This window comes from Micromonospora echinaurantiaca, from assembly GCF_900090235.1.
GTDB classification, from domain to species: Bacteria; Actinomycetota; Actinomycetes; order Mycobacteriales; family Micromonosporaceae; genus Micromonospora; species Micromonospora echinaurantiaca.
This window is the reverse complement of record NZ_LT607750.1, coordinates 2174419-2187392: the sequence shown is the minus strand read 5'-3', so window position 1 is coordinate 2187392 and position 12974 is coordinate 2174419. Positions and strand designations below refer to the sequence as shown.

14 protein-coding genes are annotated in these 12974 nt (G+C 72.3%); 11 read left to right on the top strand and 3 right to left on the bottom strand.

From position 1 onward, the window contains the following. Positions 1 to 17: 17 nt before the first annotated feature. Positions 18 to 878 carry an SPFH domain-containing protein gene (locus tag GA0070609_RS09925; protein WP_088997621.1) on the bottom strand — a complete coding sequence of 287 codons (861 nt, stop codon included), beginning with the start codon at positions 876 to 878 and terminating at the stop codon, positions 18 to 20. A 336-nt stretch (positions 879 to 1214) separates the two neighbouring features. On the opposite strand from GA0070609_RS09925, the gene GA0070609_RS09920 reads away from it, so the two are divergent. Together GA0070609_RS09920 and GA0070609_RS09915 are read left to right on the top strand one after the other, a co-directional pair. Continuing rightward, positions 1215 to 1406, top strand: a complete 192-nt coding sequence (locus GA0070609_RS09920; RefSeq protein ID WP_197700251.1) for a DUF4926 domain-containing protein — start codon at positions 1215 to 1217, stop codon at positions 1404 to 1406. Between the two features lie 78 nt (positions 1407 to 1484). Next, positions 1485 to 2072: a DinB family protein gene (locus GA0070609_RS09915; protein ID WP_088993538.1), complete on the top strand. Its 588-nt coding sequence runs from the start codon at positions 1485 to 1487 to the stop codon at positions 2070 to 2072. A gap of 329 nt (positions 2073 to 2401) precedes the next feature. On the opposite strand, the gene GA0070609_RS09910 is transcribed toward GA0070609_RS09915, so the two are convergent. After that, a complete protein-coding gene (locus GA0070609_RS09910; protein ID WP_088993537.1) occupies positions 2402 to 2866 on the bottom strand; it encodes a DIP1984 family protein in 465 nt (154 codons plus the stop codon). Between the two features lie 167 nt (positions 2867 to 3033). Between GA0070609_RS09910 and GA0070609_RS09905 the strand changes: the two genes are divergently transcribed. Then, positions 3034 to 3726: an RraA family protein gene (locus tag GA0070609_RS09905; protein WP_088993536.1), complete on the top strand. Its 693-nt coding sequence runs from the start codon at positions 3034 to 3036 to the stop codon at positions 3724 to 3726. Between the two features lie 4 nt (positions 3727 to 3730). Here GA0070609_RS09905 and GA0070609_RS09900 read toward each other — a convergent pair whose 3' ends face one another. After that, positions 3731 to 3931, bottom strand: coding sequence for a hypothetical protein (locus GA0070609_RS09900; RefSeq protein ID WP_197700250.1), 201 nt, complete (start codon positions 3929 to 3931; stop codon positions 3731 to 3733). Between the two features lie 167 nt (positions 3932 to 4098). Here GA0070609_RS09900 and GA0070609_RS09895 point away from each other — a divergent pair, with 167 nt between their 5' ends. From GA0070609_RS09895 to GA0070609_RS09860, 8 genes are all read left to right on the top strand, one after another. Next, a complete protein-coding gene (locus GA0070609_RS09895; protein WP_088997620.1) occupies positions 4099 to 5301 on the top strand; it encodes an NAD(P)/FAD-dependent oxidoreductase in 1203 nt (400 codons plus the stop codon). A gap of 14 nt (positions 5302 to 5315) precedes the next feature. Continuing rightward, a complete protein-coding gene (locus tag GA0070609_RS09890; protein WP_088993535.1) occupies positions 5316 to 6212 on the top strand; it encodes an RNA polymerase sigma-70 factor in 897 nt (298 codons plus the stop codon). A 231-nt stretch (positions 6213 to 6443) separates the two neighbouring features. After that, positions 6444 to 7577: a peptidoglycan recognition protein family protein gene (locus GA0070609_RS09885; RefSeq protein ID WP_088993534.1), complete on the top strand. Its 1134-nt coding sequence runs from the start codon at positions 6444 to 6446 to the stop codon at positions 7575 to 7577. Between the two features lie 134 nt (positions 7578 to 7711). Next, positions 7712 to 8125: a VOC family protein gene (locus GA0070609_RS09880; RefSeq protein WP_088993533.1), complete on the top strand. Its 414-nt coding sequence runs from the start codon at positions 7712 to 7714 to the stop codon at positions 8123 to 8125. Positions 8126 to 8290: 165 nt separating this feature from the next. Continuing rightward, complete coding sequence (locus GA0070609_RS09875) at positions 8291 to 9370, top strand: endonuclease/exonuclease/phosphatase family protein (RefSeq protein WP_088993532.1); 1080 nt, start codon at positions 8291 to 8293, stop codon at positions 9368 to 9370. 71 nt (positions 9371 to 9441) lie between these two features. Continuing rightward, positions 9442 to 10662, top strand: a complete 1221-nt coding sequence (locus GA0070609_RS09870) for a PP2C family protein-serine/threonine phosphatase (protein WP_088993531.1) — start codon at positions 9442 to 9444, stop codon at positions 10660 to 10662. Positions 10663 to 10734: 72 nt separating this feature from the next. Next, positions 10735 to 12309 (top strand): FMN-binding glutamate synthase family protein, encoded by a 1575-nt coding sequence (locus GA0070609_RS09865; protein ID WP_088993530.1) that lies wholly within the window; start codon positions 10735 to 10737, stop codon positions 12307 to 12309. 123 nt (positions 12310 to 12432) lie between these two features. After that, complete coding sequence (locus tag GA0070609_RS09860) at positions 12433 to 12957, top strand: GNAT family N-acetyltransferase (RefSeq protein ID WP_088993529.1); 525 nt, start codon at positions 12433 to 12435, stop codon at positions 12955 to 12957. Positions 12958 to 12974: the final 17 nt, after the last annotated feature.

The window sequence follows — 12974 nt, the reverse complement described above, 5'->3', positions numbered from 1 at the left end:
CCGGTACAGCTGTCCCGTCAGGTCGCCGGGGAGCCGCCGTCGGGCTCGGCGGCCGCCGCGACCGTCCCGGTGACCGGCCCGAGATCCGGCCCGCCCGCCGCACTCTGCTCCGGCGTGGTACGGCTGAACTGGTCGAAGAAGCGCAGCAGCTCCACCGGGAACGGCATCACCAGGGTGCTGTTCTTCTCCGCCGCCACGTCCACCACGGTCTGCAGCAGGCGCAGCTGGTACGCCCCCGGCGTGGCCGCCATCGCCCGGGAGGCGTCGGCGAGCCGGCGGGACGCCTGGTACTCGCCGTCGGCGGCGATCACCCGGGCCCGGCGTTCCCGCTCCGCCTCGGCCTGGCGGGACATCGACCGCTTCATCCCCTCGGGCAGCGCCACGTCCTTGACCTCGACCCGCTCGATCAGCAGGCCCCAGGGCTTCTCGGTCGGCGCGTCGATGACCGCCTTCAGCTCGGCGTTGACCCGTTCCCGGTCGCCGAGCACGGTGTCCAGGTCGGCCTTGCCGATCACCGAGCGGAGCGCGGTCTGCGCCACCTGAAGCACCGCCGAGGGATAGTCGTGCACGTTGACCAGCGCTTTCACCGGATCGACCACCCGGTAGTAGACGACCGCGTCGACGGTCAGCGTCACGTTGTCCCGGGTGATGGCGCCCTGCGGCGGCACGCCCATCACCACGGTCTGCATGCTCACCCGCACCATCCGGTCGGCGACCGGAACGATGAACTGCAGGCCCGGCTGTCGGACCCGGTCGAGCACCCGGCCGAACCGGAAGACGATGCCGCGCTGGTACTGCTGCACCAGCCGGACGCTGAGCGCCCCGAGCAGCGCCAGCAGCGCGAGGACGATCACCACGCCGATCACCGTGGCCTCCACGGCACCCCCGATCCGGGCGGCCACGGCCGCCGCCCGGGACGCCGCATACCCGTTGAATCGCCGGACACGCCTGCCGGCCGTTACGGGGCGGAACGGATCGACTTCGGTTGGTAACGTGACCGGGGCTCGCACCGGCGGGACGGGGAGGCTCCGAGGTGTGGACGGACGAGGCGGCGCTGGACGCCGCACGACGACGGGTCGACGACTGGGAGGCCACGATCGCCGAGCGGGCGACGCGGACCACCGCGCTGACCCGCGAACTGGCGGCGCTCACCGCGACGGCCCGCAGCCCCGACGGTGCGGTCGAGGCGACCGTCGACGCCGAGGATGTCATTCGTGGACCTGTACGACGTCGTCGAGCTGACGACCGACCTCCCCGAGGAGCGCCTTGCGGCGGGCTCGATCGGCACGATCGTGCACGTCTTCGAGCGGCCGGAACTCGCCTATGAAGTGGAGTTCGTCGACGACGATGGGCGCACGCTCGCGGCGGTCGCCCTGACGCCGGACAAAATCCGCCCATCACGATAGAGGTCCAGCGGTCCGAGCAGGGCTTCGATAGTGGGCGCGGGTTGAGGGCGGCGGGAGCACGTGGCAGGGTCGTGCCTCATGATCGATGACTTCGCGAAGACGTACCTGCACGACGATCTGCGGCATGTTCGTGAGGTGGTCGTCTGGAAGCTCGACGGGCTCGGTGAGTACGACATCCGCCGCCCCCTGACCGCGACCGGCACCAATCTGCTCGGTCTGGTCAAGCACCTGTCGGTCTGCGAGGCCCGGTACTTCGGCGAGGTCTTCGGGCGGCCGTTCCCCGAACCCCTGGCCCGCTGGGACGACGCCGAGGCGGGCGAGACCGAGATGTGGGCTAGCGAGCACGAAACGCGCGAGGAGATCGTCGACCGCTACCGCCGGGTGTGGGAGCACTCGGACGCGACGATCCTCGCCCTGGCCATCGACTCGCCCGGCTACGTGCCCTGGTGGCCGCGCCCACAGGTCATGCTGTTCAACATCCTGGTCCACGTGCTCGCCGAGACGAACCGCCACGCCGGGCACGCCGACATCCTGCGCGAACACCTCGACGGGTCGACGGGGTTCGCCGCCCGGTACGCCGACGGGCAGCGCGACGCGGCCTTCTGGGCAGCCCGGCGCGCGGAGATCGAGCGGGCCGCCCGGGCGGGCGATCCAACCCTTGCCTGACGGCGTTCGTCAGCGGTGATCCGCTTTCCCTTGTGGGGCCGCTGCCGGTCACCGAGCCGCCGCGACGACGAACGATGGCCGCCCGAGCCGTCCAGCGTCATTCTCCGGCTGGGTGTGGAGTTCCCCGAGCCCGCCCTCGCCGTCGTGGATCTGCACGTGGTGATGTGCTGTGCGCGGTGCGCTGTCACCTGTCCTCTGTGCTGGGCGGCTCTGTGAGTCGAGGAGTCGAACCTCCGCGCTGCCCGTCGCGCGCCAGAGAAAGGAGGCCGGTTCGCAGCCGGCTTTTGTGCTGTGCACGCCTCCACGACGGCTACCTGCTCCACACCTGGCTAGTCCAGCAGGTCCGCCTCCCAGTTGGTGCGCTGGATCAGCACGTCCAGCTCGCGCAGTTCACGGGCCAGCGCGTCGGCCTGGCCGCGCAGCTCGGCCACCGGGAGCGCGGTGAGCATCTTCAGCTCCGAGCGCAGCTGCCGGACCGCGTGCCGCCCGCCCGCGGCCGCGTCGGCGGCCGCGGTGAGCACCGAGTGCCGCAGCCGCAGTACGTCCCGGCGCGCGAGCACGTCGGTGAGCGTGCCGTGGTCGCCGGCCGGCGCCGAGGCGTTGGTCCGGTTGATCCGGCGGATCAGCGACTCCAGCTGGTCGAGCGTCTCGGCCAGCTCGCCGAGCAGGGCGTTGGCGTCCTCCGGCGGCACCTCGCCCTCCTGGTACCGGGCGCTGCCCACGATCCGCGCGCGTAGCTGTTCCACCCGCCGGACCGCGTCGGCCCGATCCGCCAGCGCCTCACCGAGCTTCAATGCCCACCTCCCGCGTCGAGCCCGGCAAGACTAGATGATCTCGGTCGCCGGCGGAGACCGATTTTCGGGCGTACGCGGGCCAGCCGATCCGGATTGGACCTGGCTGCCGCGCCGGTCGGCCTCCCTACGATGGCGACCCACTATTCCCAGTCGCCCCGGAGGACGCCATGGTGGAGCACCTCGCCGACCTGCCCACGCCGCTGCTGGCCGACGCCTGCGTACGACTGGACGTGCCGCTGCGGGTGGCACCCGCGGGCGTCCGGCCGGTCGTGCCCGGCCAGCGGGTGGCCGGCCGGGTGCTGCCGGTGCGGCACCACGGCAGCGTGGACGTGTTCCTGGAGGCGTACGGCTCGGCGGCGCCCGGGGACGTGCTGGTGATCGACAACGGCGGGCGGACGGACGAGGCGTGCGTGGGCGACCTGGCGGTGCTGGAGGCCGCCGCGGCCGGGGTGGCCGGGCTGGTGGTGTGGGGACTGCACCGCGACACCGCCGAGCTGGTGGAGATCGGCCTGCCGGTGTTCAGCTACGGCAGTTGCCCGCTCGGGCCGACCCGGCTGGACGATCGGGAGGCGCAGACGCTGGTCAGCGCGCGGGTGGGCGCGCACCTGGTCACCGCCGACGACCTGGTCTGCGCCGACGACGACGGCGTGCTCTTCCTGCCCGCCGCCCGCGCCGAGGAGGTGCTGGCGGCGGCGGCGCGGATCCGGCGCACCGAGCGGACCCAGGCGGCCCGGATCCGCGCCGGTGAGACGTTGCGCCAGCAGACCGCGTTCGACGACTACCTGGCCCGGCGCGCGGCGGAGCCCGGCTACACCTTCCGCCAGCACCTGCGCCGGGTGGGTGGGGCGATCGAGGAGTGACCGGTCAGGGCCGGGCGGCGCCGTACACCCGCAGGATGCTGGTGCGCAGCGCGGCGGCGGCCTGGTCGGCGGCCATCCGCCCGGCGGCGACCTCGGCGCCGGCGGCGTGGCCCAGGGCGATGGTGGTGGCGGCCAGCCAGGTGGGCGGCAGCGCCGGGTCGAGCTTCGCGGAGCTGGTGCTCAAGACCCACAGCCGCCTGCTCATCGCCCAGAAGTACGCCAACCACGCGCCCCACGACGACAGCGAGCTGGCGGGGGCTGATCCATCTGGTGCTCGACTCGGCGCTCAGCGCGTGATCTGACGCACTGATCGTCACGCGCCGCCGGGCGCGCGGTGTCTTGATGCCGCACCTTGAAGACGAAGGAGAGGCCATGGCTGAGAACACCGATGTCATCGTGGTCGGCGGCGGATACGCCGGCGTGATGGCGGCCAACCGCCTGACTCGGCGCGACGGCGTGACGGTAACCCTGATCAACCCGCGTCCGGCTTTTGTCGAGCGGATCCGCCTGCACCAGCTCGTCGGCGGGTCGGACGACGCGGTTGTGGACTACCAGAGGATTCTGGCCGGCGGCGTCGGGCTCGTGGTCGACACCGTGACCCGGATCGACGCGGCCGGGCGTCGCGTGACCTTGGCGAGCGGCGGAACGCTCGGCTACGACTATCTGATCTACGCTGTGGGCAGCGGCAACGCCGACCCGAGCGTGCCCGGCGCGGCAGAGCACGCCTACCCGATCGCCACCCTGGAGGATGCGCAGCAGCTGCGGCCGGTCATCGACGCCGCGCCCGCATCGGCCACGGTCACGGTGGTGGGAGCCGGGTCGACCGGCCTTGAAACCGCTTCCGAGCTGGCGGAGCTGGGCCGGAAGGTGACCCTCGTGTGCGGAAAGGTACTCGGACCCTACCTGCATCCCCGTGCCCGGCGCTCGGTGGCCGAGCGGCTCACCAAGCTCGGCGTGACCATGATCGAGGGCCCCGGCGCGACGGTGACCGGCGTGACAGGTGATGCAGTCCAGCTCGCCGACGGCCGCGAGTTGCCCAGCGGCGTGACCATCTGGACCGCGGGGTTCGGCGTGCCGGATCTGGCCGCCCGCAGCGGGCTGAGCACGGACGCCTTGGGGCGCCTGCTCACCGACGAGACGCTCACGAGTGTGGACGACGCACGCATCGTCGCGGCCGGGGACTCGGGGGCACCGTCGAACCTGCCGGTGCGGATGAGCTGCCAGTCCGCAGTCCAGTTGGGCCCGCAGGCCGCCGAGACGGTGCTGAACAGGATCTCCGGCAAGCAGCCTGCCGACTTCAACGTCGGGCTCTTCGGCCAGTGCATCAGCCTGGGGCGCGGCGCCGGAATCGTCCAGTACGCCAAGAAGGACGACACCGTGACAGGGATGTTTCACCTGGGCGGCCGGTCCATGGCGATACTCAAGGAAGCCGTGTGCAAGAGCACCGTCTGGCAGATGGCGCACGAGGCACGTAGGCCCGGCTCGCTCAATCTGTGGTTCACGGATCGCCGGCGCCAGGAGTTGCGGCACACCAAGGCCGGTGAAGCGCCGACGGTCACCGGCCGGCGGGCCTAGGGAGAGGTATCGAGATGAGCGACCACGCCGGTGACCCGGCGACCGAGGCCTTCGTCGCCCACCGAAACCTGCTCTTCACCGTCGCCTACGAGATCCTCGGATCGGCGGCCGACGCGGAGGACGTACTGCAGGAGGCCTGGTTACGGTGGGTCAAGGTCGATCTGGATCAGGTAGGCGATCAGCGCGCCTACCTGATCCGGATCACCACCCGCCAGTCGCTCAACCGCCTGCGCACCATGCAGCGGCGCAAGGAGGCGTATGTCGGTCCCTGGCTGCCCGAGCCGCTGCTCACCGCGCCGGACACAGCCGAGAATGCCGAGCTGGCCGAGAGTGTGTCGATGGCGACGATGGTCGTCCTCGAGACGCTCTCGCCGACCGAGCGCGCCGTCTTCGTGCTGCGCGAGGCATTCGAAATCAGCTACGACGAGATTGCGGCGGCCGTCGGCAGGAGCCCCGCGGCCGTACGCCAGATCGCGCTCCGCGCCCGGCGGCACGTCGGTGCCCGCCGCCCCCGCAAGGCGGTTTCCCAGAACGAGAGGCGGGCGGCGCTGAAGGCGTTCCAGCGCGCGGTCGAGACCAACGACCTGCGGGGCCTGCTCGACGTGCTGGCGCCCGAGGTGGTCGTGGTCAGCGACGGCGGCGGCGTCAAACAGGCCGCGCTGCGGCCGATCGTCGGCGCAGAGAAGGCGGTCCGCATGTTCGTCGGTAGCATGCAGAAGGTCGGAGGGACGCTCACCACCGAACCGACCGTGATCAACGGCAACCCGGCACTGCTGTTTCGCCTCGACGGGGAGACTGACGGCGTCGCCGCGCTGCGGATCGAGGACGGCCGCGTCACCGGCATCTACTACGTCCGTAACCCGGAGAAGTTGTCCCGCATCGAATCCGAAACGCCACTCACCCTGCGCTGAGCCTTTCCGATCGCGGAGCCGGTTGTGGACGCGGTTGAACAGCGGTATCCAGTTCTCCGCGGGCGGGGCGGGGCTGGCGGTCCAGGGCGGACGGTGCTGGCGGGCACGGACGGAGATTGACCTCTAGCGCGGGCCGGAGGAATGGCAATATCCTCCACAGGACGCGCGGCCGATGGAGCTACTTTTCACCCACTCGGCCCTTCCCCCGTCGTCGGCCGCAGAGGAGATGCGATGCACGTCGACCATTCCGAACTGGACCGCCGTACCCTGCTGCGGGCCGGCCTCGGCGCCGCCACGGTGGCGGTCGTCGGGAGCGAACTCGCCTTCCCGGCGGCCGCGCAGGCGGACCCGGGCGCGGACCTGGACTGGATCTACAGCTGCGACGAGTGGGGGGCGCGCCCGCCCGCCGATCCGCTGTCGGTCAGCGCCATCCCGACCAACAAGATCATCGTGCACCACATGGCGTTCCCGAACGTCACCGACTACTCCGAGGCGCAGGCGATCAAGCTCGCCCGCGACTGCCAGGACCTGCACATGGACGGCAACGGCTGGTCCGACACCGGCCAGCACTTCACCATCAGCCGGGGCGGCTACGTGCTGGAGGGCCGGCGCGGCAGCCTGGAGCGCCTGCAGGCCGGCGACCGGCAGATGATCTCGGCGCACTGCCCGGGCGAGAACGGCCGGGCCATCGGCATCGAGAACGAGGGCACTTACGTCACCGAGACGCCGCCCGAGGCCCTGCTGGACTCGCTGGTGAAGCTCTGCACCACGATCTGCCGCCAGTACGGCCTCTCCGCCCACGACATCTTCGGCCACTGGGACTTCCGCACCACGCTGTGCCCGGGCGCCGCGTTCTACCGGCAGTTCCCGATGCTGCGCCGGCGGGTGTTCCGCGAGCTCGGCACCGACCTCGCGGACGTGCCGGCGCGTCGCTGGCCCGACCTGTGGCGGTTCGTCGGCTCGCCGTCGGTCCGCGTGGTGCAGTACCTGCTGGCCCACCGCGGCTACACCGTGCCGGTGAACAGCGTCTTCGACGCGGCGACCGTGGCAGCCGTGCAGGACTGGCAGTCCCGCAACGGCATCCCGGTCGACGTGGACGCCACCCTCACCACCCCGACCTGGGAGACCCTGGTGCCGGAGTTGGACAAGGACGCCAGCGGCATCCCGGTCAGCGCTGTGCAGTTCATGCTCAACTTCAAGGGATGGACCGAGGTCGCCGTCACCGGCGAGTACGACTACGCCACGAAGAAGGCGGTCCAGGACCTCCAGGCCCTGCACGGCCTGCCGCGCAACGGCAAGGTCACCACCAGCACCTGGTGCGTCCTGGTCGGCGGGGTGGTCCGGCAGTCCTTCCGGCACCGCTGACGAGCCGCGCCGTGGCGGGGGTGGTGAGCCGGCCACCTCCGCCACGGCCCGCCCGGGCGACCGCCGGGCGATTCGCGTGCTCGGGCACCCCTGCTCTGCGACGATGGCCCCTGGCCAGGACCAAGGAGGGCGCCATGACCTCGCGACTCAACCCGTACCTCAGCTTCGACGGCAACGCCCGGGAGGCGATGGAGTTCTACCGGCAGGTGTTCGGCGGCGACCTGACGTTGAGCACCTTCGGGGAGTTCGGCACCGACGACCCGACGCTGGCCGACAAGGTCATGCACGGCATGCTGGAGACGCCGTCCGGCTACACCCTGATGGCCTCCGACACCGCCCCGGGCATGCAGCACGTCCCCGGCAACAACGTCTCGGTGAGCGTCAGCGGCGACGACGGCAACGAGCTGCGCGGCTACTGGGACAAGCTCACCGTCGGCGGCACGGTGACCGTCCCGCTGGAGAAGCAGATGTGGGGCGACGAGTTCGGCATGTGCGTCGACCGGTTCGGCATCGGGTGGCTGGTGAACATCAGCCAGGCCCAGCGCTGACCCGCCGCGACGACGCCAGGTGCAGCGCGACGGCGGTCAGGAACCGCCGCGCGCACCGTCCGGTCCGGAAACCGGCCGATCGGGCGTATCCGGAAGGGCCCTGGCGGCGCTAGCGTACGGCAGGCTTCCGCGACGCGGATCTCCTGCGAGGAGAGGACCGGGGAGATGGACGGTAGGGCGCGCCCGCACCGACTGACCCGACTGTTCACCGCCGCCGCCCTGGTGGCGGCCGGTCTGGGGCTGGTCGCCCCGCCCGCGCAGGCCCAGCCGGGCGCCAAGATCACGGTGATGACCCGGAACCTCTACCTCGGTGGCGACCTCACCCCGTCGATGACCGCGCCGAACCTGCCGGCGTTCCTGGCGGCGAACGCGGCCCTGCTCGGTCACGTGGACCTGGTCGACTTCCCCGCCCGGGCGAAGCTGGTCGCGGCGGAGATCCGCGAGCACAAGCCCGACGTGGTGGGCCTGCAGGAGGTGGCGCTGTGGCGCACCGGGCCACTCGGTGACCCGGCCCCGGCCACCACTGTCCGCTACGACTACCTGGCCCTGCTGATGGCGGAACTGGCGGTGGCCGGCCACCGCTACGACGTGGCCGTGGTGCAGGACGAGGCGGACCTCGAGGCTCCGGCCGGGGCACCGCACCTGGTGGACGCCCGGCTCACCATGCGCGACGTGATCCTGGTCCGCCACGGCGGACGGGTGAAGGTCACCGGCACCTCGTCGGGGAACTTCGTCACCAACATGGTGACCCCGCTGCCCGCCACCGGTGACTCCGTGACCAGCACGCGGGGCTGGACAGCGGTGGACGTGGTCCACGGCCGGCGGGCGTTCCGGGTGGTCAACACCCACCTGGAGGCGTTCCACCCCGGCGTCCGGGTGCGACAGGCCGAGGAACTGCTGGCCGGGCCGCTGGACGTACCCGGCCGGGTGGTCCTCGTCGGCGACCTCAACACCGGGCCGGAGCTGCCGGAGCCGGTCAACCGGCTGGCCTACTTCACGCTGGTCGCCGGCGGGATGGTGGACACCTGGCCGATCCTGCACCCGGGCGACCCGGGCTACACCGCCGGCCTCGGCGACGACCTGACCGAACCGGCCGACGACGTCGAGCACCGGATCGACATGGTGCTGGTCCGCGGCACGGTGGTGCCGGTGGCCAGCGAGGTCTTCGGGGTCGAACGGCGTACGCCGGACGGCCGCTGGGCCTCCGACCACCTGGGGCACGTCGCGGTGCTCGCCCTGCCCTAGGTGTACCCGGCCCGACCCGGCCGCCGCAGGTCAGACACCTCCCCGCAGCACAGCGCGACTAGGATCCTTGCGTGGTCGACACAGGGCTCATCCAGGACGACGAGCGGCTGCGCCGCATCGAGGCGGTGACGGACGCGACCCTGTCCCGCCTCGATGTCGCCGACCTCTTCGACGAACTGCTGGAGCGGGTCCGGGACCTGCTGGACGTCGACACCGCCGCGATCCTGCTGCTCGACGCGCACGCCCGGCAGTTGGTGGCGACCGCGGCGAAGGGGTTGGAGGAGGAGGTCCGGCAGGGTTTCCGGGTCGCGCTCGGCCGTGGATTCGCCGGCCGGATCGCGCTCACCCGGCGGCCCGTGCTGATCGAGGACGTCAGCCCGGGTGACGTGGTCAACCCGGTCCTGCTGGAGATGGGACTGCGCGCCCTGCTCGGCGTGCCGATGTTCGCCCGCGGTCAGCTCATCGGCGTGCTGCACGTCGGGACACTGCGCCCCCGCACCTTCACCGCCGACGACGTACGCCTGCTCGAACTGGTCGCCGACCGGGCCGGCCTGGCCAGCCTGACCCGCTCGGACAACCTCGACCACAACGCCGCTCTCGCCCTGCAACGCAGCCTGCTGCCCACCCGGCTGCCCGAGGTGGCGGGGCTGGAGATGGCGGCCCGGTACGTGCCGGGCCACGTCGCCGGCATCGGCGGCGACTGGTACGACGTGTTCACCCTGCCGTCGGGCTGGCTCGGTCTGGTCATCGGCGACGTGTCCGGCCACGGGTTGCAGTCCGCGGTGGTGATGGGCCGGGTACGCAGCGCGCTGCGCGCGTACGCGCTGGTCTGCGACGAACCGGCGGACGCGTTGACCCTCCTCGACCGCAAGGTCGCCCACTTCGAGGCGGGCAGCCTCACCACCGCGCTCTACGCGATGATCTCGCCGGACCGGGAGACCGTCCACCTCTCCGTGGCCGGGCACCTGCTCCCCGTGCTCGCCGCTCCCGGCGAACCGGCCACCCTGCTGCCGGCGCACGTCGACCCGCCGCTGGGCACCGGCCGGCGACTGCCGCACCGGCGGCAGACCACCGTCCGGCTGCCGCCCGGCGCCGTGCTGGTCTGCTACACCGACGGCCTGGTGGAACGGCGCGGCGAAGTGATCGACGTCGGGGTCGAGCAGTTGCTCGGCGCGGTCGGGCCGGGGCCGGCGGAGGAGGTGTGCGCCACCGTCATGAACGCGTTCGGGGTCGAGCGTCCCACCGACGACATCGCCCTGCTGGCCGTCCGCCGCCACCCGACCGGCCACTGACCGGCCAAACTGCCCGGCGCCGGCGCCGGCCGGGCAGTTTGGCCGGTCACGATCGCGGAAAGAGTGGCGGGCATGAAGTGGGCCAGCCGAGCCGTACCCGCCGTCGCCGCCGCCGTCGCCGCCCTGGCCACGCGGGACCTCCTGCAACGCGACCACGCGCTGCTGCGCAACTTCCCGGTGCTCGGGCGGGCCCGCTACCTGCTCGAGGCGATCGGCCCGGAGCTGCGCCAGTACATCGTGGCCGGCAACAACGAGGAACGGCCGTTCACCCGGGACCAGCGGCGCTGGGTGTACGCGTCGGCGAAGGGGCAGAACAACTACTTCGGCTTCGGCACCGACAACGACATCGAGTTCACCCCCGGCTACCCCATCATCAAGCACCGCACCTTCGGCCGGGCGGTGCCGCCGTCCACGCCGGGCGCCGGTCACGACGTACGGCTGCCGTGTGCCAAGGTGCTCGGCGGCGCGCGGGGACGGGCCGGTGCCTTCCGGCCCGGGTCGGTGGTGAACATCTCCGGGATGAGCTTCGGGTCGCTGTCCGGCAACGCGGTAGAGGCGTTGAACCGCGGCGCGGCGCTGGCCGGTTGCCTGCAGAACACCGGTGAGGGTGGCCTGTCGCCGTACCACCGCAAGGGTGGTGAGCTGGTCTTCCAGATCGGCACCGCGTACTTCGGTTGCCGCGACGAGCACGGCCGGTTCAGCCTGGACCGGCTCAAGGACCTGGTCGCCGGCGCGCCGGTGCGGGCGCTGGAGATCAAGCTCAGCCAGGGCGCGAAGCCCAGCCTCGGCGGGCTGTTGCCCGGCGCCAAGGTGTCGGCGGAGATCGCCGCCACCCGGGGCGTCCCGCCGGGGCGCGACTGCGTCAGCCCGTCCCGGCACGCCGAGTTCTCCGACTGCGACAGCCTGCTCGACTGGGTGGAGTTGCTGGCCGCCGAGACCGGGCTGCCGGTCGGCATCAAGTCCGCGGTCGGCGACCTGGGCTTCTGGGCGGAACTGACCACGCTGATGCGCGACACCGGCCGGGGCGTCGACTTCGTCACCATCGACGGCGGCGAGGGCGGCACCGGCGCCGCCCCGCTGATCTTCACCGACTCGGTGTCGCTCCCCTTCCAGCAGGGCTTCGCCCGGGTCTACCAGACCTTCGCCGAGCGGGACCTGCACGAGCAGGTGGTCTTCGTCGGCGCCGGCAAGCTCGGCCTGCCGGACAACGCGGTGGTGGCCCTCGCGCTCGGTTGCGACCTGGTCAACGTCGGCCGGGAGGCGATGCTGGCGATCGGCTGCATCCAGGCGCAGAAGTGCCACACCGACACCTGCCCGACCGGGGTGGCCACCCAGAACGCGTGGCTCGCCCGGGGCCTGGACCCGGCGTCGAAGTCGGTCCGCGCGGCTAACTACGTCCGGACGTTGCGCCGAGACCTGATGAAGGTGGCCGAGGCGTGCGGGGTGGAACACCCCGGCCTCATCTCCACCGACGCCGTCGAGGTGCTCGACGGACGCACCTCGTCCACGCCGCTGCGCGAGGTGTACGGGTACCGGCCGGAGTGGGGCCTGCCGGCACCGGCCGACCGGGCGGAGATCGTCCGGCTGATGACCGCCGAGGCGCCGCAGGGCGGCTCCGCCCCGCCCTCCCCCACCGCGGTCGGCTGAGCCGAGCCGCACCGCCGCGCCGCCGGTCGCGGGACGGCGGCCGCCGCCGGATGCCGGCTCTGCGGTTACCGGCCGCCGGAAACGCCGTCGCGGCCGGGCGACCGCGCGTCCTATGGTGACGCGATGTTGATCAGACGCGAGACCGCGGGCGACGTCGAGGCCGTCCGGGCGGTGCACACCGCCGCGTTCGCCAAGGCGGACCAGCCCGGTGCCGTACCCGTGGAGGCGACCCTGGTCGACGCGCTGCGCGCCGACGACGGCTGGCTGCCGGCGCTGTCCCTGGTCGCGGCGGATCCGGACGGGCAGGTCGTCGGGCACGTGGTGTGCACCCGCGGTCGGGTGGCCGGCGAGCCGGTGGCGCTCGGGCTCGGGCCGCTCGGGGTGCTGCCGGCGTGGCAGCGGCGCGGCGTGGGCAGCGCGCTGATGCACGCCGTGCTCGGCGCGGCGGAGGCGCTCGGCGAGCCGCTGGTGGTGCTGCTCGGCCACCCCGACTACTACCCCCGGTTCGGCTTCCGGCCGGCGGTGGACCTCGGCGTCACGCCACCCGGGCCGTGGGGGCCGCGCTACTTCATGGCCCGCCCGATGAGCGCCTGGCGACCGTCGATCCGCGGCGAATTCCGGTACGCGGCGCCGTTCGACGATCTCTGACCTTTCGCGGGATCACC

Excerpts from the sequence above, each read along its gene's own strand:
- GA0070609_RS09900 (WP_197700250.1), bottom strand. The coding sequence starts at position 3,931 with ATGAGCAGGCGGCTGTGGGTCTTGAGCACCAGCTCCGCGAAGCTCGAC.
- GA0070609_RS09865 (WP_088993530.1), top strand. The coding sequence starts at position 10,735 with ATGAAGTGGGCCAGCCGAGCCGTACCCGCCGTCGCCGCCGCCGTCGCC.
- GA0070609_RS09885 (WP_088993534.1), top strand. The coding sequence starts at position 6,444 with ATGCACGTCGACCATTCCGAACTGGACCGCCGTACCCTGCTGCGGGCC.
- GA0070609_RS09895 (WP_088997620.1), top strand. The coding sequence starts at position 4,099 with ATGGCTGAGAACACCGATGTCATCGTGGTCGGCGGCGGATACGCCGGC.
- GA0070609_RS09915 (WP_088993538.1), top strand. The coding sequence starts at position 1,485 with ATGATCGATGACTTCGCGAAGACGTACCTGCACGACGATCTGCGGCAT.
- GA0070609_RS09875 (WP_088993532.1), top strand. The coding sequence starts at position 8,291 with ATGGACGGTAGGGCGCGCCCGCACCGACTGACCCGACTGTTCACCGCC.
- GA0070609_RS09880 (WP_088993533.1), top strand. The coding sequence starts at position 7,712 with ATGACCTCGCGACTCAACCCGTACCTCAGCTTCGACGGCAACGCCCGG.
- GA0070609_RS09860 (WP_088993529.1), top strand. The coding sequence starts at position 12,433 with ATGTTGATCAGACGCGAGACCGCGGGCGACGTCGAGGCCGTCCGGGCG.
- GA0070609_RS09890 (WP_088993535.1), top strand. The coding sequence starts at position 5,316 with ATGAGCGACCACGCCGGTGACCCGGCGACCGAGGCCTTCGTCGCCCAC.
- GA0070609_RS09905 (WP_088993536.1), top strand. The coding sequence starts at position 3,034 with ATGGTGGAGCACCTCGCCGACCTGCCCACGCCGCTGCTGGCCGACGCC.